The sequence below is a fragment of the Anoxybacillus tepidamans PS2 genome (genome assembly GCF_000620165.1).
Classification (GTDB): Bacteria; Bacillota; Bacilli; order Bacillales; family Anoxybacillaceae; genus Anoxybacteroides; species Anoxybacteroides tepidamans_A.
The window spans coordinates 43,530-62,451 of sequence record NZ_JHVN01000015.1 but is presented as its reverse complement, the minus strand read 5'-3'; the positions used below and the strand labels follow the sequence as shown (position 1 = coordinate 62,451).

Below are 18,922 nucleotides of genomic sequence, written 5' to 3'. Positions count from 1 at the left end.
CCACCTCTATGTTGTGCACGTCGCACCGTTATGTCTTTTCACCGAAAAAGGAGACAAGTCAATCTCTCTATGATCTCTTCTTTCAATTAAATCAGCCATGAGAATCCCCGTAATCGGGCTTAATAGGATTCCGTTTCGATAATGGCCTGTGGCTATCCACATATTTCTATAATGTGGATGTTCGCCGATATAAGGCAAGCCATCGCCCGTCTGCGGCCTAATTCCGGCCCACGTTCTCTCCCATTCCGCTCCACCAACACCTTGAACCAATTGCATAGCTCTCTCAAGTAAGCTTGATATCCCATGGACTGTCACTTTTTTATCAAAGGTATTTGGTGTGGAGGTAGCCCCGATGAGCAGCCTATTTCCTTTTTTCGGAACGATATAGCAGCCATTTTTGGCAAATATAGTCGCTTGAATGAGCGGTTTCGCTGTTTTTACAAGCAGGCATTCTCCTTTGACAGGAAACATCGGGAGCGGGCATCCTGTTTTTTCTAAAAACAGCCCCGTCCACGCGCCTGCGGCTGCCACAACCGCCTCAGCCCGAATGATACCTTGGTTAGTGAGAAGTTTATATGAATCTTCTTCCCTCTTTATATCAATGACTTCGGTAAACTCATACCACTCTGCCCCATGAATCATTGAAGCTTGAACAAAAGCTTGCGATAAATGCGGTGCACTAATTTGCCCATCGCGTGGAATATACATGACTCCTAATAGCGACTGATTGACATTTGGCTCATGTTGACGAAGCTCGTCAGGAGATAGCCACTGTACAGGTTGCCCGATTTTTGTCCAAAATTCATATTGTTGCTTCAGCGCCATTCGTTCCTCGTCCGTCGTTGCCACTTTCAGCATCCCTTTTTCTATATAACCAATATCAATTCCCGTAAGCTCCTTTAATTCTTCAGCCAGCTTCGGAAACATGGAACGACTTTTAAGCGCCATCGGAACGAGCGGGTTTTCGCTTGAAAATTCCGATTGCGCACCGAGCATCCCTGCCGCTGCGCTTGATGCTTGGCTCACCGCCCGATCTTTTTCCAATACGACAACTTTCATGCGGCGCTTCGCTAGTTCAAAGGCAATCGATCCCCCAATAATTCCTCCGCCAATAATGGCAACATCATAGTGACGGCCATTCATGTTCATCCCTCTCCCTGTTTTGCATAGACGTCATCATCGCATAGCGTTTCGCTTGAACAAGCGGATTCTCGGCCAAAAATATTCCTGACATGACCGCAATTCCATGCGCTCCCGCTTCCCATACTTGCGAAACATTATCGAGGCGAATGCCGCCGATCGCAATCACCGGGATCGAAACAGCTGCTGTAATTTGCGCTAACTTTTCAATTCCCCTTGGCGGCATTTTCGCTTTGCACTCTGTCGGAAACACATGGCCGTATATACAGTAATCCGCGCCGTTTTGTTCTGCTTCGATCGCCTCTTGCAGCGAATGAACAGAACAACCAACAACAAGCGACGGAAACGCTTTTTTTACCGCTTTCGCCGACAAGCTATGGTAAGCAAGTTGCACCCCTTTGACTCCGCAGGCGGCAGCAACATCCGCGCGATCATTGATAATAATTTTTTCCGCCGGCACCCCAGAGTCTAAAAACCTTTCAACTAATTCAAAAAGTTCTTTTGCTGTCTTTGTTTTTTCGCGTATATGAATTGCATCAACATACGGATGAATATGTGAGGCGATCGCCGCCAGCTGCTCAGATGGCTGCTTTCCTGTCGAAATCGCATATAACTGCTTTTTCATCATTGTTCCCCCTACTAACGCACGTCGACTACCGGAACATACGGCAAAATAGTCCCGACGCAATACGCCAACACGATGATTCCAGCCATCGAAAAAATAAAAACAATATCATATTTGCTAAAGCTAATCTCGTAGTAAAATGTTCGGGCCATTCCGCTTGAAAATCGTTTGGCCTCCATGGCAACCGCAATGCGCTGTGCGCGGCGAATGCTCTGCGATAAAAGAGGAATAGCATATCTCTTGATTTTTTCAAAGATGCCTACTTGGGCTGCTCCCCGCACTTTTAAAGCGTTCTGCACCGTTTGAAATTCCTCTAATATAATTGGAATCAAACGAATTCCAGCAAGAAAACTATAAGCGTACTTTGGTTTAAGCTTTAACTGCTGCATAAGCGAGTAAAATAGATACACAGGCCTTGTCGTCAGCGAAAAAATTAATCCTAAAAGGGCAAAAGTTAACGCCCGAAACCCAAGGTGCATTCCCCGCAAAAAACTTTCTTCCGTAATATGAATAAGCCCCCATTGGAACCATGTCGTTTTTCCTTCGCCAAATAAGGTCATCGAAGAAGCGGTCGAAACAAAGATGACGAGAAACGGCAAAAAGAAAAGCAACAAATATTTCAACGGATAGCCGGTACAAATGAAAAACAGGAGCAATAGGGCAACCGCCAAGTTGGCCAGCACATTCGGATTGTGCACAAATAAAACAGCAATAAAAATGGCTAGCATCACAAGCAACTTTAAACTCGGATTGATGCGATGAAGCCACGTCTCACGATAGCCAATCTCCAATCTCACGGTTCCCCCTCCTTAAACAGACATTAAAGCTTCATTTATTGTCCGCGCCACTGGCTCATCAAGCACGAGGCGACCATTGTCAATCACCCATCTTCGCGTCGCAAATTGCTGCACAATTCGTTCATCATGCGTAACCATAATAATCGCTGTCCCTTTTTCGCGGTACGAATCGAGAAGCTCTAATAAAGCAAACGTATTTTTCGCATCTTGGCCGAACGTCGGCTCATCCAACAATAATAATTTCTGTCCCCCTATAATCGACGCGGCCACGCTCAATCGGCGTTTTTGTCCTACCGACAGTTGATACGGATGCTGATCTTTCTGTGCCTCTAAATGAAACGTTTTCAATAATTTCTCTACTGTTGAATGAATCTCTTCATCACTTCTCTTAGCGAGACGAAGGGAATACGCCACCTCTTCCCATACGGAATTCGTCACAAATTGAAATTCAGGATTTTGAAAGACGAACGCAGCACGGCGGGCAATCTGCTTTGTTTGTTGCAGCGCCTCCCCCTCGATTTCGTACTCCCCATCGGTCGGAATGAGCTTCATTAACGCATGCAGTAGTGTACTCTTTCCTGCGCCGTTTTTTCCAGTTACAGCAATCCATTCTCCTTCGTAAACACTTGCCTCATCCACACGAATGGCTGCCTTTTTATTGCGATACCCTTGAAAATCCGCCAATCGAATCATTTCCTTTTGTTTTGGTGACGGTTTGCCCCATTTCCGCTTTTGGCAATAGTCGTCCCATACTCCCGGGTACCAAATTCCTTGCGAAGCAATCGTTTCCTTATAATGTCTGAAGATCAAATTGGCCTCGCCATCGGCAACGATTTCACCAGCATCGTTAAACAAAATGATGCGATCGACAAAATCTAGCACATGCTCAATTTTGTGTTCCACAATAATGACTGTTTTATCATGGGCAATTTGCTTAACAGTGCGCCAGATCATTTCCGTTCCTTCATCATCAATCATGGCCGTCGGCTCATCAAGAAACAACACATCGGGCTCAAGCGCAAGAACGGAAGCAAGGGCCAATCGCTGTTTCATCCCGCCAGACAACGTATGAATATTTGTATGAGGAGAGATAGGTAAACCGACAAGCTGCAGCAGCTCATTGATGCGCGCTGTCATCTGTTCGCGCGGCACCCCTATATTTTCTAGCGCAAAAGCAATTTCTTCGTCCGCAAACGGCATGCAAAATTGCGAATCAGGATCTTGAAACACAAATCCCCAGTTGTCGGGAATTTGGATATGCTTTGCTTTCATAGGGATGTCCACCGAATGCGGAATCAACCCCGAAAGAACTTGCAATAGCGTCGATTTCCCACAACCCGATGGACCTAGTAACAACACTTTTTCTCCTTTTTTAAAAAACAAAGATAAATCCTTAAATAGCAACGTTTCTTTTCCTGGAAACTTCAAACGTAGCTGTTCAACAAAGGTTACATATTCCATATTTCGAGTTCACCCTTTAACGGTTCAGCTGCTCATAGTCTTCCTTAGAAGCGGAACGAACCATTTGCGTCACACCTGTTGCTTCAAGCGCTTTTACTAATGAAGAAGCAAACACACCAGAAATTAGAACCGCCCCAACAAATCGAGCAAGAAGGAACAATGCCAAATTCCAAGGCGCCAACGCTTCGATGTATCCTTTATAAAAATCCATAACGAGTGAACCAATCGTTGAACCGATCGCCGCTAACGAGACAACCAACACATCAAACCGCTTATAGCGGAACGCAGCAAATACAATTTCAGCAAGTAAACCTTGTACGACACCATAAATCAACACTTCAAGGCCCCACTCGGAACCAGCAATAAACTCACCAGAGGAAGCAGCAATTTCCGCCAATAAAGCCACCCCTGGCTTACGAATAATAAGAAACGCCACGGTCGCCGCAATAAACCACATTCCGTAAACCAACTGATCAATATGAAGGCCAAACGGTTTCACAAAATAGTAAAACGGTCCCCATAGTTTGTAGACAATTCCGAACACAATTGAAATAACAACAGTGATTAAAATATCGGCTAATTTCAACCCTTTAGATGCTTGCATTCTCTGTAGTCTCCTTTCTTTGAATTGGCCATGTTTCTAAGCGGTAAGCCATTTCCCAAAACGAATATTCATATTGGCTACTAATGATAAAATGCTGTTCCATTCGCTTCCGGTCAGTGTCAGTGACGCTTTCTGCGATCGCGTCTAATCGATTAATTTGCTCTTCAACTAGCTGACGAAACCATTCCGATCCGTAAGCGGCAATCCATTCTTGATAAATCGGCTCTTCAGGCTTGCAATCTTTCAATCGCTCGCCAATCTCATAGTAAAGCCAGTAACAAGGTAAAATAGCGGCGATAATATCCCCAAGATGCCCTTCATATGCGGCGCGATATAAATGGGACGTATAGGCATACGCCGTCGGCGCTGGAATAAACGAAGTCTTTTCCGCTTCCGTAATCCCAAGCTGTTTTGCAAATTTTTCATGCAACGCCAATTCTGCTTGTTGCGTATTTTGCGCGTGATGCGCCATGCGCGCCGTCGTTTCTAAATCAGGGGCCTTCGCCGCTCCGAGCGCCTGCACTTTCGCAAAATGACTTAAATAATATGAATCTTGCAAAACATAGTAACGAAAACATGAAAGATCGAGCGTTCCCTCGCCAAGCTCCCTAACGAACGGATGGTGAAAGCTCGCTTCCCAAATAGGATCCACTGCTTTTCGCAGCAACTGTGAAAATGACATTGTATCCTCCCCCTTGTGTACCGCACGCAAAGACGGCCCCGTGCTCTGCATGTTCGGCAAAATAAAAAACCACTTTCTTTTGCAAGCGCAAAGAAAGTGGTGTACATCCATAAAACAAACACGCCACTTCCACTTCCCTACGCTGGCATAATCCAGATCAGGTTCTAAGGGTCTCAAAGGCACACTTTGATCTCAGCCTATCTATAGGCCCCCCTAGTGGATGATAGGAACAGCAATATGTGATTGTTCAAGTTTATCATATCACTGTTCATCTAGTTGTCAAGTCATTTCACGTTTCTTCTACTACTACCGCTGTTCCATATGCCAAAATTTCTGCCGTATTCGCCATAATGGCTGCTGTCGCCAGTTTGACTCCCACGATCGCATTTGCTCCCATTTGCCTCGCTTCCTCAACCATGCGCTCAATCGCAATATTTCTCGCCTCTTCCATCATCTCTGTATACCCCTTAATCTCTCCGCCAACAATCGTTTTCAGTCCTGCCATGAAATCTTTGCCGATATGCTTCGATTGCACCGTATTCCCTTTAACGAATCCTTTATACTCTTTTATTTGCTTTCCCGGTATGTAGTCCGTCGTCACTAGAATCACAACAAATCCCTCTTTTCTGTCATCTATTTTTTATTATTATTCCTTATTCGCAAAAATAGTCCTCCTCTGCTTCTACAGCATTAGCAACATTGCTTCCTTTCTGCCAATTCTGTATGATAGAAAAGGCAAATAACTATATTTAATGGAGTGAAGAACGTGGCAAAAGTTGTTTTGAAACGGAAGCGTAAAAAGCGATTAGAACAAGGCCATCCTTGGATTTTCCAAAGCGAAGTCGATTACATTGAAGGAGATTTTGCCCCAGGCGATTTCGTCGATGTATATAACCATCAAAATTACTTTTTAGCAAAAGGATATATCAACCCGAAGTCACAAATGATTGTGCGCGTACTAACTCAACATAAAGAAGAGGAATTAAATGAACTATTTTTTATTGACCGCATTCGCAAAGCGTGGACATATCGCGAGCGAATGATTCCGGGCGTCCGATCTTGCCGCGCCATTTACGGCGAAGCCGATTTTTTGCCAGGCCTTATTGTCGATAAATATGAAGACGTGCTTGTTGTACAGATTCTCTCACTCGGAATGGAAAGACGAAAAGAGTGGATTTTAAAAGGGCTGCTTGAAGTCTTTCAGCCAAAAGCGATCTACTTGCGCAATGACGTATACGTCCGCGAGTTAGAAGGCCTTGAACAGGAAAAAGGATTTTGGTACGGCGAGTGCGACACAGAAGTTGTGATTGAAGAAAACGGCGTCAAATATATTGTTGATATCGAAAACGGACAAAAAACGGGATTTTTCTTCGATCAGCGGCAAAATCGCGCTGCCATTAAACCGCTCATCGATGCCAATACCACTGTTCTCGACTGCTTCACTCACACAGGTTCGTTCATGCTGAACGCTTGCTTGTATGGGGCGAAGCACGTTACGGCCGTTGATATTTCTGAACATGCCATTGAAACAGCAAAGCGAAATGCCGCATTGAACGGCTTTACAAATGTCGATTTCGTCGTCGCCAATGCGTTCGACTATTTGCGCGAAGCCGTTCATGACGGAAAACGTTGGGATGTTGTGATCGTTGATCCGCCTGCATTCGCAAAATCGGCCCATGCCGTTCCGAAAGCGTTAGCTGGCTATAAAGATATTAACTTAAACGGCTTGAAGCTTGTAAAAGACGGAGGATTTTTTGTCACGGCAAGCTGCTCATACCATGTTCACGCCGACATGTTTCAAGCGATGATTGAAGAGGCGGCGTTCGATGCGAAAAAAATTTTGCGCCAAGTGCATTGGAGCGGAGCTGGTTACGATCATCCGAAACTGCTTGCGGCCGAAGAAGGCGACTATTTAAAATTTGCCATTTACGAAGTCTATTCACGCAAATAACGGACATCGAGATCGATGTCCGTTATCTTTTACCAGCCCATTCTCGATCGCAGCTGTTGTATATGCGCTGTATGATGTTTCCCGTGCCATGCGTACATCGCTACAAGAGTATACAAATCTACCGTTGCTTTTGTTCCTTCATGGTAAAATGTTTTTTGGAAGTCTTCCATTGCTAGTGATTCAAGCAACTGCGCCCATCTTCCATGAATTCCTTCAAGCAAACGAAGAGAGAAATCGACTGACAACGAACGAGCATCGATCGTTTCCGCCCAGGCGTTTTCATCAAACGGTCTAATGGAAGGAACGTTCTCGGTAAGAGTCCATTTCGTGCGCAAAAATGCATTCATGCTCGCGTCCGCCAAATGATGGACGACTTGTGCCACTGTCCAGCCACCTTCGCGATACGACGTGTTTAGCTGTTCTGCATTTAATCCGCTGACGGCTTCACGCAGCCCGTTCGGTAGTTGGCGAATATCATCAATCCATTTTTTTAAATCTTCTTCTTGAAAAGATGCTGGCTTTTCAAATGTTCCAATCGGATAACGAATTTTATCCATCTTTTTATCCCTCCTTTTTAATAAGTTCGGTAAACAGACAGAAAATCCCTCTTTTATATCGCCACTACTTCAACAAATATACGCGCGCCTCATATGGTTTCAATTTAAATCGCGTGGCGTTTTTATGCGGCTTCACTTCATAATTTTGTAGAACTAAATGGCTTGAAGAGAGCTTAATTGCATCATAGCGATAAAGAGTAGGCTGATCGCTCAAATTGACGATAATGACCGCTTTTTCGTTCCCCAGCGTTCGTGTATAAGCGTAAATCGCTTTGTCTCGTTCTAAAATGAGATCGTACGTCCCATAAATAAAAATTTCGTTTTCTTTGCGAAGACGGATCATTTTTTTATAGAAATTAAGAATAGAGTTAGCATCTTGCGTTTGCTTCTCCACATTAACATCTTTGTAATTTTCGTTAATGCCCATCCATGGCGTTCCGGTCGTAAAACCAGCATTCGCTTCTGCGGACCATTGCATCGGTGTGCGCGAATTGTCGCGGCCTTTTTTCCAAATAACCTCCATAATTTCCTCATGCGGCCGCCCTTTTTCCCGCTCAATACGATAAAAGTTTTTCATTGCGATGTCGTCGTATTCATCAATCGTTTGGAAACGGACATTCGTCATGCCGATTTCTTGCCCCTGATAAATAAAGGGAGTTCCTTGCATTAAAAAATAGAGAGCCCCTAACGCCTTTGCGCTTTCGACGAGATACTCTTTGTCGTTGCCCCATGTCGAAACAGAACGAGGCTGATCGTGATTTTCCAAAAACAAAGCGTTCCAGCCTCGATTTTCCAAACCTTTCTGCCACTTCGTTAACGTTCGTTTCAACTGCCGGACATCGACTGTGCCGCCTATTCCTTTTTCCCACAAGCCTAAATGTTCGAACTGAAAAATCATATTGAAAATGCCGTGCTCTTCTCCAACCCATTCTTCCGCTTGTTCTACTTTTACCCCGTTTGCTTCTCCGACTGTCATAATATCATAATGCGCAAACGTTTGCATTTTCAACTCTTTTAAATACTCCATAATCCCTTCTTGATTCATATGCGCATCGAACGATGGAACATAATCAAGTCCTTTCGGATTCGGCAGATCCGGAAGCCCTGGCTTCTTTTTAATATGCGAAATCGCATCAACACGAAAACCGTCAATTCCTTTATCAAGCCACCAATTAATCATTTCATACAACGCGCGACGCACTTCTTCATTTTCCCAGTTTAAATCTGGTTGTTTCGTTGCAAAAACATGCAAATAATATTGATCCGTCTTCGCATCGTATTCCCAAGCCGATCCGCCAAAAATGCTCTCCCAGTTGTTTGGCTCCTTGCCATTTTTGCCGTCGCGCCAAATATACCAATCGCGCTTCGGGTTGTCTTTCGACGAACGCGACTCGATAAACCACGGATGTTCGTCGCTCGTATGGTTGATCACAAGGTCTAAAATAACTTTCATGCCGCGGTTGTGCGCCTCTGCCAACAATTCATCAAAGTCCGCCATCGTACCGAACTCTTCCGCAATCGCGTGATAATCGCTAATATCATATCCATTATCAGCGTTCGGCGATTTATAGATCGGACAAATCCATATGATATCGATTCCAAGGTCGCGCAAATAATCCAATTTTGAAATAATCCCGCGCAAATCCCCTACTCCGTCTCCATTAGCATCCATAAAGCTTCGCGGATAAATTTGATAGGCAACCCCTTCTTTCCACCATGCTTTTTTCAATGCTGTATCCTCCTCTTTTCACCGGTATACAATTCCAATATTACCTTACATTATACGATGTTAATATACAATATACTTCTTGAAAAAATAAGTATTCGTTGTGGAAATTTCAAGGAAAAAAGGCTAGAAATTTTCTAGCCCTTCTGCTGTTCGTATAACTCCAAATGATGGTAAACCGCCTTGAGCAACGGTGCATCGATTTGGTGGTATTTTGCAATTTCAAGCAAATGCCCTTGCAAATGATCGGCTTCGACCATTTGTCCTTTCTCCATATCCCGCAGCATCGATGATTTTGTTTCCGGCGACATTTCCCTCATTTGTGCCCACTGTCTTTCTTCAATATCTTCCGCAATCGGTGCGCCGTGCGCTCTCATAATCCCCCCGATTTCCTTTAACAAGGATAAGACGATTTCTTGTCCGTACTCTCCCGACAACACTAATCCGATCGGTGCTCGGAACAATGTTGTAACCCCAGACATAGCCGCGATAAACAAATATTTATGCCACATATCTGTCACAATACGCTCACTCAAGTGAAATCGTGCATTGCAGTTCGAAAATAATTGCTCAAGTCTTTGTACCCGCTCCGTCACAGCACCTGACCATTCGCCAAATTTTACATCATGTACGGGACTCGTTTGAATAATTGATCCTTCCTCATCTAATGTCGTTTCTATAAAACAAAGACCCCCTAACACATTTTCCTTTCCAAACTCCCGCCAAAGAAGCTCCATATGGGCCATCCCATTTAGCAACGGCAAAATGATAGTTCCTTCTTCGACATATGGCTTGACATCGCGAATTGCCTCTTGTAAATGATATGCCTTGTTCGACAAGATCACAAGGTCAAACCGCCCCGCTCTTTCTCCTGCAATTAGGGTCTTCGGTGTTAACTGCGCATCGCCATGAACGCTCTGAATCACAAGTCCTCGCTCTTCCAATTGCTTTTTTCTCCGCTCACGAACAAGAAACGTTACGTCTTCTCCTTTCTCAAGCAATCTTCCGCCAAAATAACCGCCTACTGCACCGGCTCCAACCACTAATACACGCATCCGCCATTCCTCCCTCATGAAATCAATTGAAACAACACATATTAATTAACGAATCGCGTTATATGGAGGGAAATTATTATGAAAAAGAAAAATAAAGAAACAAAAACGGGACCGCAAAGCTCAAAGGCTGCCATCAATCCTGAAATCGCCAATGAGATGGTTGCACACAATGAATCATCGGTAACAAAAACATCCCGCTCGCGCTAATACAAAAGGGAGACTCGAGTCTCCCCTTTCTCAACAACAACGCGAAACTTTTCCGCCCTTGCCGTTATATCTTGCCTCTTGTGCTTCACAGAAAAATTCTTTTCGCGATTTAATTGGTTCTCCAGGATGATGTGTTTTCATATGCTCCACATAACGTTCGTAATTTGGTACACCCACAAGCAAATCAAGAAATTGCCTCCGGTACTTCTGCACTGATGAAAAAAGCTTATGCATAGTGTTTAACCTCATTTCCTCCATCACGCGGGATATAAGGTGCTTCTTTTAATGGTGTCGATTTATTGCTTAACACTTTAATCCACAAGTTTACAGACGAAATCAACACCGCTAACACGACAAGCATGAAAATTGCACATAATGTCGCATCGACATAATCGTTTGTAATAATTTGATGCATCTGCGCTTCCGTTGTCGCCGGAGCTATAATTTTTCCTTGGTTTAACGCATCTTTAAACACTTTGGCATGCGCCAAAAATCCAATTTTCGGATTTTCATGGAATAGCTTTTGATATCCAGCAGTCATCGTCACGACTAAAATCCATGTTGTCGGCACTAATGTCACCCAAGCATATGCCTTTTTACCCATTTTAAATAGAACAGTAGTACCTAGCAATAAGGCGATACCCGCAAGCATTTGGTTCGCAATACCGAATAATGGCCAGAGCGTATTGATTCCACCGAGCGGATCAATAACTCCTTGGTACAAGAAATATCCCCATCCGAACACGCAAAGTGTTGTCGCGATAATATTGGATGGCAAAGAATCTGTTTTGCCAAGCGGCTTGTAAATATGCCCTAAAATATCTTGAATCATGAAACGGCCAACACGTGTTCCTGCGTCGATCGTCGTTAAAATGAACAGCGCTTCAAACAAAATAGCAAAGTGATACCAAAACGCCATTAATGTTTTTCCGCCGATTACTTTGGCAAGAATAAAGGCCATACCGATCGCTAATGTTGGCGCTCCACCTGTCCGCGATAAAATCGTTTGCTCGCCTACGTCTTTCGCTAACTGTGTCAACATATCCGGAGTGACTGTAAAGCCCCAAGAAGAAACCGTGTTCGCTGCTTGCACAACATCTTGACCGATCACAGCCGGCGGACTGTTGATCGCAAAATACGCTCCAGGCGTCAGTACGCAAGCGGCGACAAGCGCCATCACCGCGACAAACGACTCCATTAACATCGCGCCATATCCAATCGGCCGAGAATGGCTTTCCAACTCGATCATTTTCGGCGTCGTTCCTGAAGACACTAAAGAGTGGAATCCTGAAACAGCTCCACATGCAATTGTAATAAATAGGAATGGGAATAAGTTTCCTGCAAATACAGGCCCCGTGCCATCGACAAACTTCGTCAGCGCTGGCATTTGCAAATCAGGAGCAACGACAAGAATGCCTAACGCCAAGCCAACGATCGTTCCAATCTTTAAAAACGTGCTTAAATAATCACGTGGCGCAAGCAACAGCCAAACAGGCAACGCGGAAGCGATAAATCCGTAAGCGATCATTAACAATGCAATCGTTTCGCCTTTGAATGTAAACATATTTGCCAATGTCGGATTTTCCGCTACATATTGGCCGCTAATGAGCGAAACGATCAATAAAATAAAACCGATTAGTGACGCTTCTCCTACTCGTCCCGGGCGAATGTAGCGCATATAAACCCCCATCAAAATCGCAATCGGAATCGTAGCTGCGATTGTAAACATTCCCCAAGGGCTTCCAACAAGCGCCTTCACAACAACTAGCGCCAAAACAGCTAATAAAATAATCATAATTCCTAAAATACCAAGCATAGAAATAAGACCTGTAAAGGAACCAATTTCCTCTTTAATCATTTCACCTAATGATTTTCCGTTTCGGCGCATCGAAGCAAATAAGATCACAAAATCTTGGACCGCTCCTGCCAACACAACGCCGACAACAATCCAAAGCGTTCCCGGCAAATATCCCATTTGTGCAGCTAAAATCGGGCCAACGAGCGGACCTGCACCGGCAATCGCCGCAAAATGATGCCCAAACAACACCCACTTGTTCGTTGGGACATAATCCTTTCCATCATTAAACACTTCCGCTGGCGTTTTTCGATTATCATCCAATTGGAATACTTTCTGTGCAATAAACTTACTATAAAAACGATAAGCCACTGCATATGAGCACACCGCTGCTACGATGAGCCAAATAGCATTAATCGTTTCACCGCGGTGCAAAGCCAGCACTGCAAATCCAACAGCGCCAAGGACAGAAATAAGCCCCCACAGCAAAATTGATTTAAGCGCTTTCAATCTTCTTTCCCCCTTTTGTCACATATTCAAATCAATTATACTAATTATTCAGAAAAGTTAGATAACCACTATCCCAACATGAATAAAATAAAACATAACATGTTGAAATAAACAACTAACATGTATTAGTTCCATTTTTTTACATAGCTATTTTATAAAAGTATAAAATGCTCTAATTTGCAAAAAATGTAATTATACAAAATGTAAAAAGGGGGATGATAAAAACAAGATAGGGACGGAACCCTTTCCATATACAGCTTTATCGGTATAGCCAGCATCCATCAAACAAAATCCATTAGTAAAGGGTTAAGAAAAAGTGAAAGCGATTGAACGGTTATTATGGAGTATTGCTTTACCAGGGTTTGGGCAACTTCTAAACAAAAAATACTTCAAAGGAACGATATTTATTTTGCTGGAGTTTATCGTAAACGTACAATCGAAGTTCAACGAAGCAATCCGGCTCAGTTTTTTAGGAAAAAATATAGAAGCAATTAAAATTATTGATTTTCAGTGGCTTATGTTTTATCCATGTCTATATTTTTTTGCAATGTGGGATGCTTACAAAGATGCGGGAGGAGGCCAATCCCCTTACGCTTTTCTCCCATTTGTTTTTTCCGCCTATTTTGTCACCGTCGGGCTTATCTATTCGACTCATGTCACTATTTTTGGCATTTTTTTTGGACCTATTTGGCTCCCAATTTTATCTGTCATTCCTGGTGTACTAGTTGGCTTATTGATCAAATCAATTCTTGTGAAGTTGCATTTATCTGGAAAGTAAACGCGCCCATAAAAGCGCGTTTTCGTTTGCGGCTAAAAAATATAGTTGAATTTTCCATTGATTTATTATATGATGGGACCAGCAATAAAATATACAATATGTTGTACCTTTAACACCTTTCACATCTACATATAGTGAATAATCAAACCGCAAGCAACGGTGTCCATCTGGACTTAATAGGGAATCTGGTGCAAATCCAGAACTGCCCCCGCAACTGTATGTGTGGACGAAATGGAGTTTCCACTGTATGCGAAAGCTGGCACGGCGCGTATACGGGAAGGATCCAAAGTAGAAGGAAGCACAAGTCAGGAGACCTGCCTTGCTTGTTTCGTTTCACATTCTTCGGGGATGGAGAAGATGAAACGATGGTTTAAGAAGGGCGTTCTCTACTCTTTTTATACTGTCGTTTCATCCACTCGACCGAGAGTGGATTTTTTTATTGGGATGAGGAGGAGACTATCATGCTGTCTACATTTCAAACATTTTCGCAAGAACAACTCGTTGCTTGGATTCACGATGTTACGAACGATTTTCCAGATTTACAAACAGATCGATATATCGAACGTGTCGTTCGCATCATCAAAAACAAACATGCAAATTCATTCGAACAAATAGCAAATGATTTAATCCTTGAAGGACTTTCGCTTATTAGTGAAACTGAACCGGATTGGACGTTTGTCTGTGCTCGGATTTACTTGCAGAAATTATACATTGAAGCAGCGAAACAACGAGGATACGCCCCAGAGCAGCGCTACGGGAACTTTTACGAATTGATTGCCGCTCTTGTGTCTCAAGGAATTTATAATCATTCATTGCTTGCTGACTACTCAAAAGAAGAGATGATAGCGCTTGGAACACTGATCGATCCAGAAAAGGACAAACTATTTACATATATTGGTCTTCGTACGCTTGCTGACCGCTATCTTGCGCGGGATTACGACCGCCATATTTATGAGCTGCCGCAAGAGCGATTTTTAATCATTGCAATGACCTTAATGGCTAAAGAGCCGAAAGCACGGCGCTTCTCTCTCATTAAAGAAGCCTATTGGGCACTAAGTAACTTGTATATGACCGTCGCCACTCCTACTTTAGCGAATGCTGGAAAAAGTTACGGACAATTGTCCAGCTGCTTTATCGATACAATCGATGATAGCTTGCAAGGAATTTATGATAGCAACACAGATATCGCGAACCTTTCAAAAGCTGGAGGCGGAATCGGGGTGTACCTCGGCAAGATTCGCAGCCGCGGCAGCGACATTAGAGGTTTTAAAGGCGTTTCATCCGGTGTCATTCCATGGATGAAGCAGCTCAATAATACCGCTGTTAGCGTCGACCAGTTAGGACAGCGAAAAGGAGCGATTTCTGTTTATTTGGATGTATGGCATAAAGATATTTTTGCTTTTTTAGATGCGAAACTAAATAACGGCGATGAACGGATGAGAACGCATGATTTATTTACTGGCGTCTGCATTCCTGACTTATTTATGGAGCAGGTAGAAGCACGGGGAGATTGGTATTTATTTGACCCTCATGAAGTGCGGAAAGTCATGGGATTCAGCCTTGAAGATTTTTATGATGAAGAAAAAGGAACCGGCAGCTTCCGCGAAAAATATTGGGAATGTGTCCACGAAGAGCGCCTACCGAAAGAAAAAGTGCCGGCTATTGAAATTATGAAAAGCATCATGCGCAGTCAGTTGGAAGCGGGCACGCCATTTATGTTTTATCGCGACGAGGTCAATCGAAAAAATCCAAACGCTCACCTCGGCATGATTTATTGCAGCAACCTTTGCACAGAAATCGCCCAAAATCAAAGCCCTACGATCGTCGAAACGCAATATACGAAAGACGGAAAAATTATTATTGAAAAAATCCCTGGCGACTTTGTCGTCTGCAACTTGTCTTCTATCAATCTTGCACGCGCCGTCACAGATCATGTGCTTGAACGGCTCATTCCCATTCAAATGCGCATGCTCGACAATGTAATCGATTTAAATAACATCCCCGTTTTACAAGCACAGTTGACGAATCGAAAATATCGCGCGGTCGGGCTCGGCACATTCGGATGGCATCATTTACTCGCTTTACAAGGCATTCGCTGGGAATCGGAAGAAGCGGTTCAGTATGCAGACAAGCTCTATGAAAAAATCGCTTATTTAGCAATTGAAGCAAGCGTAGAATTGGCTAAAGAAAAAGGCAGTTACCCTGCATTCACAGGCTCCGATTGGCAGACGGGGGCGTATTTTGAAAAGCGCGGGTATGATGCTGAGCGTTGGATCGAACTAAGGCAAAAGGTAGCCCAATACGGTATGCGCAACGGTTATGTAATGGCGGTCGCTCCAAATGCTTCAACGGCGATCATCGCTGGAAGCACCGCGAGCATCGATCCAACCTTTTTGAAAATGTACGCTGAAGAGAAAAAAGACTATAAGATTCCTGTTACCGTACCGGATTTGAATGAAAAGACGACGTGGTATTATAAATCGGCGTACCATATCGATCAACATTGGAGCATTAAACAAAATGCCGTGCGGCAGCGTCATATCGATCAATCCATCTCCTTTAACTTCTATGTAATGAATACGATCAAGGCGAAGGAGCTTTTAGATCTTCATCTCGCCGCTTGGAAGTCGGGATTAAAAACAACGTACTACGTTCGTTCTACATCAAGTACTATTGAAGAATGCGAATCATGCGCAAGTTAAGGAGGAAAAATCAATGCCTGATACATTAACAAAAAGAGCGATGATGGACCCGGAAGCGCCCAACCGTTCCACCGGCATCATTAACGGTAAATGTTCGAACGTTTTAAATTGGGATGATATCGCCTACCCTTGGGCCTATGCTAAATATAAACGGATGCTCGCCAACTTTTGGACACCGTTTGAAATCAATATGTCACAAGACGTAAAACAATTTCCGCTGCTAACGGCGCGCGAGCAGGACGCCTTTTTGAAAATTATCGGCCTTCTCGCGCTGCTCGACAGCATTCAAACGGATTACGCCGGAAAGGTGGCTGATTACATTACCGATTCAAGCATCAATGCGCTCATGATTATGCTGGCTCAACAAGAAGTGATTCACAACCATTCGTATTCTTACGTGCTTTCAAGCCTTGTGCCAAAACAGAAACAAGACGAAGTATTTGAGTTTTGGCGGAACGAACCGATTTTGCGGAAACGAAATGATTTTGTCACAAACGGCTACAAACAATTTGCCGAACAGCCAAACGCGGAAAATTTATTAAAATCGATTGTCTATGATGTCATTTTAGAAGGTCTATTTTTCTATTCCGGATTCGCCTTCTTTTACAATTTGGCGCGCAATCAAAAAATGGTCGCAACAAGCACAATGATTAACTACATTAATCGCGATGAGCACATCCATGTGGACTTATTCGCGAAAATATTTCAAGAAGTGCTGCGCGAATATCCGGAATATAATACGCCGGAACTTGCTTCTTTCGTACAGCAAACGTTTATTCAAGCTGCTGAGTTAGAAATTGAATGGGCCAACTACATTATCGGGAACGATATCGATGGCATCCATATCGATGATTTACATGACTACATTAAATTTTATGCCAATGTCCGCTGCCATCAACTTGGCTTTGAGCGTCCTTTCGATGGCTATCGAACAAATCCGCTTCCTTGGATTAAAGCATATGAAGAAGTGGATCTTGGAAAGTCCGACTTTTTTGAACAAAAATCACGCCAATATACAAAAGTGAATATTGATAATGGATTTGATGAACTCTAACGCAAAAGCCGCCAATCACCCGTTGGCGGCTTTTGCTTCCCCTTTATGTTCTTTGGACTTTTTTAGTGTTCCAGCAAGGATGACGCCTGCGACGATAAGAATCTCAAATCCGTACTTTACGATTGGATTAGCAAAATACCCTTTGATCAACGGTTCATCCACAATCATTTTCCCAGCTGTCCACGCAAGCACTCCTGCACCAATTGTAATAATGATTGGGAACCGTTCCACCCATTTTAAAATCAACGTGCTTCCCCATACGACAACCGGAACGGAAATAAGCAATCCTAAAACAACCAATAAAAAGCTTCCATGGGCAGCCCCAGCAACGGCTAAAACGTTGTCCAATCCCATGAGCGCATCGGCAATAATAATCGTGCGAATCGCTTCCCACATACTTTTTCCTGCTTCCACTTCATGACCTTTTTCTTCAACGAGCAACTTATAAGCGATCCAAATAAGCAAAATGCCGCCGACAAGGAGAAGTCCCGGAATTTTTAACAGCCATACAACCGCTAGCGTCGCTAAAATGCGAATAACAATTGCTCCGACCGTTCCCCATATAATCGTTTGCTTTTGCTGATGCTTCGGCAAATTCCGCGCCGCCAGCCCAATCACAATCGCGTTATCTCCCGCTAGCACCAAGTCAATAATAACAATCGATAAAAGTGCCGACCAAAAATCCAATGTAAACAGTTCCATCTACAAAATTCCTCCTTACATTCCATACTTCTGTTTTAAATGATCCGGTGCATCCTTTATCATTTTTTGCAAAATCAGCATCAATATTGTAATATCATCGGCTAGACCAAAAATCCCAATCCAGTCGGGAACGAGATCAAACGGAAAAAGAAAATATCCAATGATGCCGAGCATATATATTGCTTTTTGAAAAAATGCCACTTCATGCGAACGAAAAAACTCAATGATAAACGGGATTAAACGACGAATTTTCAAAAGCAGTCTCGCCTGCTTCCATACCTTCCCCATCGTCTCCCTCCTTTCCGCAGTAATAAAAAAGACCTTTACCGTTTTGGTAAAGGCCTTGCATACAAAAAGACCTTTACCATATTGGCAAAGGTCTTGCTAACAACGTCATTGTTGCCAACAAAGCCGAGGGCGTACAACCCTGAACTGACGACTTTGCTGTAAAAGCTACTCCCCTTTTACACACATTTCCATATATAATTACAATTTTATGATATTCGATCTTTTTCTTGCTGTCAAGATCCGTTGCACTATATTTCATTTCACAATTTGTTTTACCCGTCATTTATA

General features: G+C 43.4%; 19 protein-coding genes and 2 riboswitches. Of the genes, 5 read left to right on the top strand and 14 right to left on the bottom strand.

The features are described from left to right. Positions 1-6 precede the first annotated feature (6 nt). From thiO to N667_RS0112410, 7 genes are all read right to left on the bottom strand, one after another. Positions 7-1,143 (bottom strand): glycine oxidase ThiO, encoded by a 1,137-nt coding sequence (gene thiO, locus N667_RS0112440; RefSeq protein ID WP_027409878.1) that lies wholly within the window; start codon positions 1,141-1,143, stop codon positions 7-9. After that, entirely contained in the window at positions 1,124-1,765 is a 642-nt protein-coding gene (tenI, locus tag N667_RS18715; protein ID WP_051530049.1) for a thiazole tautomerase TenI, read from the bottom strand. The genes thiO and tenI overlap by 20 nt, the downstream gene beginning before the upstream one ends. A 14-nt stretch (positions 1,766-1,779) precedes the next feature. Beyond that, positions 1,780-2,562: an energy-coupling factor transporter transmembrane component T family protein gene (locus N667_RS0112430; protein ID WP_027409877.1), complete on the bottom strand. Its 783-nt coding sequence runs from the start codon at positions 2,560-2,562 to the stop codon at positions 1,780-1,782. Positions 2,563-2,574: 12 nt separating this feature from the next. After that, positions 2,575-4,023 carry an ABC transporter ATP-binding protein gene (locus N667_RS0112425; RefSeq protein ID WP_027409876.1) on the bottom strand — a complete coding sequence of 483 codons (1,449 nt, stop codon included), beginning with the start codon at positions 4,021-4,023 and terminating at the stop codon, positions 2,575-2,577. 16 nt (positions 4,024-4,039) lie between these two features. Further along, complete coding sequence (locus N667_RS0112420) at positions 4,040-4,627, bottom strand: ECF transporter S component (RefSeq protein ID WP_027409875.1); 588 nt, start codon at positions 4,625-4,627, stop codon at positions 4,040-4,042. Continuing rightward, positions 4,614-5,309: a thiaminase II gene (gene tenA / locus N667_RS0112415; RefSeq protein ID WP_027409874.1), complete on the bottom strand. Its 696-nt coding sequence runs from the start codon at positions 5,307-5,309 to the stop codon at positions 4,614-4,616. Before tenA ends, N667_RS0112420 begins: the two co-directional genes overlap by 14 nt. 117 nt (positions 5,310-5,426) lie before the next feature. Then, positions 5,427-5,534, bottom strand: a riboswitch (TPP riboswitch). Between the two features lie 64 nt (positions 5,535-5,598). Next, the gene (locus tag N667_RS0112410; protein ID WP_027409873.1) at positions 5,599-5,919 is read right to left on the bottom strand and encodes a YbjQ family protein; all 321 of its coding nucleotides are present in this window, start codon (positions 5,917-5,919) and stop codon (positions 5,599-5,601) included. Positions 5,920-6,075: 156 nt separating this feature from the next. Between N667_RS0112410 and N667_RS0112405 the strand changes: the two genes are divergently transcribed. Next, a complete protein-coding gene (locus tag N667_RS0112405; RefSeq protein ID WP_027409872.1) occupies positions 6,076-7,260 on the top strand; it encodes a class I SAM-dependent rRNA methyltransferase in 1,185 nt (394 codons plus the stop codon). Positions 7,261-7,289: 29 nt separating this feature from the next. Here N667_RS0112405 and N667_RS0112400 read toward each other — a convergent pair whose 3' ends face one another. From N667_RS0112400 to N667_RS0112390, 3 genes are all read right to left on the bottom strand, one after another. Next, the gene (locus tag N667_RS0112400; RefSeq protein ID WP_027409871.1) at positions 7,290-7,817 is read right to left on the bottom strand and encodes a YfiT family bacillithiol transferase; all 528 of its coding nucleotides are present in this window, start codon (positions 7,815-7,817) and stop codon (positions 7,290-7,292) included. A gap of 64 nt (positions 7,818-7,881) precedes the next feature. Continuing rightward, a complete protein-coding gene (locus N667_RS0112395; protein WP_027409870.1) occupies positions 7,882-9,546 on the bottom strand; it encodes a glycoside hydrolase family 13 protein in 1,665 nt (554 codons plus the stop codon). A gap of 134 nt (positions 9,547-9,680) precedes the next feature. Continuing rightward, positions 9,681-10,598, bottom strand: a complete 918-nt coding sequence (locus tag N667_RS0112390; RefSeq protein ID WP_027409869.1) for a ketopantoate reductase family protein — start codon at positions 10,596-10,598, stop codon at positions 9,681-9,683. 78 nt (positions 10,599-10,676) lie between these two features. Between N667_RS0112390 and N667_RS20345 the strand changes: the two genes are divergently transcribed. Then, positions 10,677-10,805 (top strand): hypothetical protein, encoded by a 129-nt coding sequence (locus N667_RS20345; RefSeq protein WP_269528357.1) that lies wholly within the window; start codon positions 10,677-10,679, stop codon positions 10,803-10,805. Between the two features lie 30 nt (positions 10,806-10,835). Here N667_RS20345 and N667_RS0112380 read toward each other — a convergent pair whose 3' ends face one another. Together N667_RS0112380 and N667_RS0112375 are read right to left on the bottom strand one after the other, a co-directional pair. After that, positions 10,836-11,039 carry a YbdD/YjiX family protein gene (locus tag N667_RS0112380; RefSeq protein WP_027409868.1) on the bottom strand — a complete coding sequence of 68 codons (204 nt, stop codon included), beginning with the start codon at positions 11,037-11,039 and terminating at the stop codon, positions 10,836-10,838. Continuing rightward, on the bottom strand, positions 11,032-13,110 hold the full coding sequence (locus tag N667_RS0112375; protein WP_027409867.1) for a carbon starvation CstA family protein: 2,079 nt from the start codon (positions 13,108-13,110) through the stop codon (positions 11,032-11,034). The genes N667_RS0112380 and N667_RS0112375 overlap by 8 nt, the downstream gene beginning before the upstream one ends. Positions 13,111-13,426: 316 nt before the next feature. Here N667_RS0112375 and N667_RS0112370 point away from each other — a divergent pair, with 316 nt between their 5' ends. The 3 genes from N667_RS0112370 to N667_RS0112360 all read left to right on the top strand — a co-directional run bounded on the left by N667_RS0112370 (position 13,427) and on the right by N667_RS0112360 (position 17,644). Then, on the top strand, positions 13,427-13,888 hold the full coding sequence (locus N667_RS0112370) for a hypothetical protein (protein WP_027409866.1): 462 nt from the start codon (positions 13,427-13,429) through the stop codon (positions 13,886-13,888). A 140-nt stretch (positions 13,889-14,028) separates the two neighbouring features. Continuing rightward, positions 14,029-14,225, top strand: a riboswitch (cobalamin riboswitch). Positions 14,226-14,349: 124 nt separating this feature from the next. Next, positions 14,350-16,590, top strand: a complete 2,241-nt coding sequence (locus N667_RS0112365; protein WP_035098880.1) for a ribonucleoside-diphosphate reductase subunit alpha — start codon at positions 14,350-14,352, stop codon at positions 16,588-16,590. A 13-nt stretch (positions 16,591-16,603) separates the two neighbouring features. Then, the gene (locus N667_RS0112360) at positions 16,604-17,644 is read left to right on the top strand and encodes a ribonucleotide-diphosphate reductase subunit beta (protein WP_027409864.1); all 1,041 of its coding nucleotides are present in this window, start codon (positions 16,604-16,606) and stop codon (positions 17,642-17,644) included. Positions 17,645-17,659: 15 nt separating this feature from the next. Here the strand turns inward: N667_RS0112360 and N667_RS0112355 are convergent, their stop codons facing one another. Together N667_RS0112355 and N667_RS0112350 are read right to left on the bottom strand one after the other, a co-directional pair. After that, complete coding sequence (locus tag N667_RS0112355) at positions 17,660-18,346, bottom strand: TerC family protein (RefSeq protein ID WP_027409863.1); 687 nt, start codon at positions 18,344-18,346, stop codon at positions 17,660-17,662. Between the two features lie 15 nt (positions 18,347-18,361). Beyond that, the gene (locus tag N667_RS0112350) at positions 18,362-18,634 is read right to left on the bottom strand and encodes a YkvA family protein (protein WP_027409862.1); all 273 of its coding nucleotides are present in this window, start codon (positions 18,632-18,634) and stop codon (positions 18,362-18,364) included. Positions 18,635-18,922 lie beyond the last annotated feature (288 nt).

Coding starts and splice junctions, on each gene's coding strand:
- thiO (WP_027409878.1), bottom strand. CDS start 1,143: ATGAATGGCCGTCACTATGATGTTGCCATTATTGGCGGAGGAATTATT.
- tenI (WP_051530049.1), bottom strand. CDS start 1,765: ATGAAAAAGCAGTTATATGCGATTTCGACAGGAAAGCAGCCATCTGAG.
- N667_RS0112425 (WP_027409876.1), bottom strand. CDS start 4,023: ATGGAATATGTAACCTTTGTTGAACAGCTACGTTTGAAGTTTCCAGGA.
- N667_RS0112420 (WP_027409875.1), bottom strand. CDS start 4,627: ATGCAAGCATCTAAAGGGTTGAAATTAGCCGATATTTTAATCACTGTT.
- tenA (WP_027409874.1), bottom strand. CDS start 5,309: ATGTCATTTTCACAGTTGCTGCGAAAAGCAGTGGATCCTATTTGGGAA.
- N667_RS0112400 (WP_027409871.1), bottom strand. CDS start 7,817: ATGGATAAAATTCGTTATCCGATTGGAACATTTGAAAAGCCAGCATCT.
- N667_RS0112390 (WP_027409869.1), bottom strand. CDS start 10,598: ATGCGTGTATTAGTGGTTGGAGCCGGTGCAGTAGGCGGTTATTTTGGC.
- N667_RS20345 (WP_269528357.1), top strand. CDS start 10,677: ATGAAAAAGAAAAATAAAGAAACAAAAACGGGACCGCAAAGCTCAAAG.
- N667_RS0112380 (WP_027409868.1), bottom strand. CDS start 11,039: ATGCATAAGCTTTTTTCATCAGTGCAGAAGTACCGGAGGCAATTTCTT.
- N667_RS0112365 (WP_035098880.1), top strand. CDS start 14,350: ATGCTGTCTACATTTCAAACATTTTCGCAAGAACAACTCGTTGCTTGG.
- N667_RS0112360 (WP_027409864.1), top strand. CDS start 16,604: ATGCCTGATACATTAACAAAAAGAGCGATGATGGACCCGGAAGCGCCC.
- N667_RS0112355 (WP_027409863.1), bottom strand. CDS start 18,346: ATGGAACTGTTTACATTGGATTTTTGGTCGGCACTTTTATCGATTGTT.
- N667_RS0112350 (WP_027409862.1), bottom strand. CDS start 18,634: ATGGGGAAGGTATGGAAGCAGGCGAGACTGCTTTTGAAAATTCGTCGT.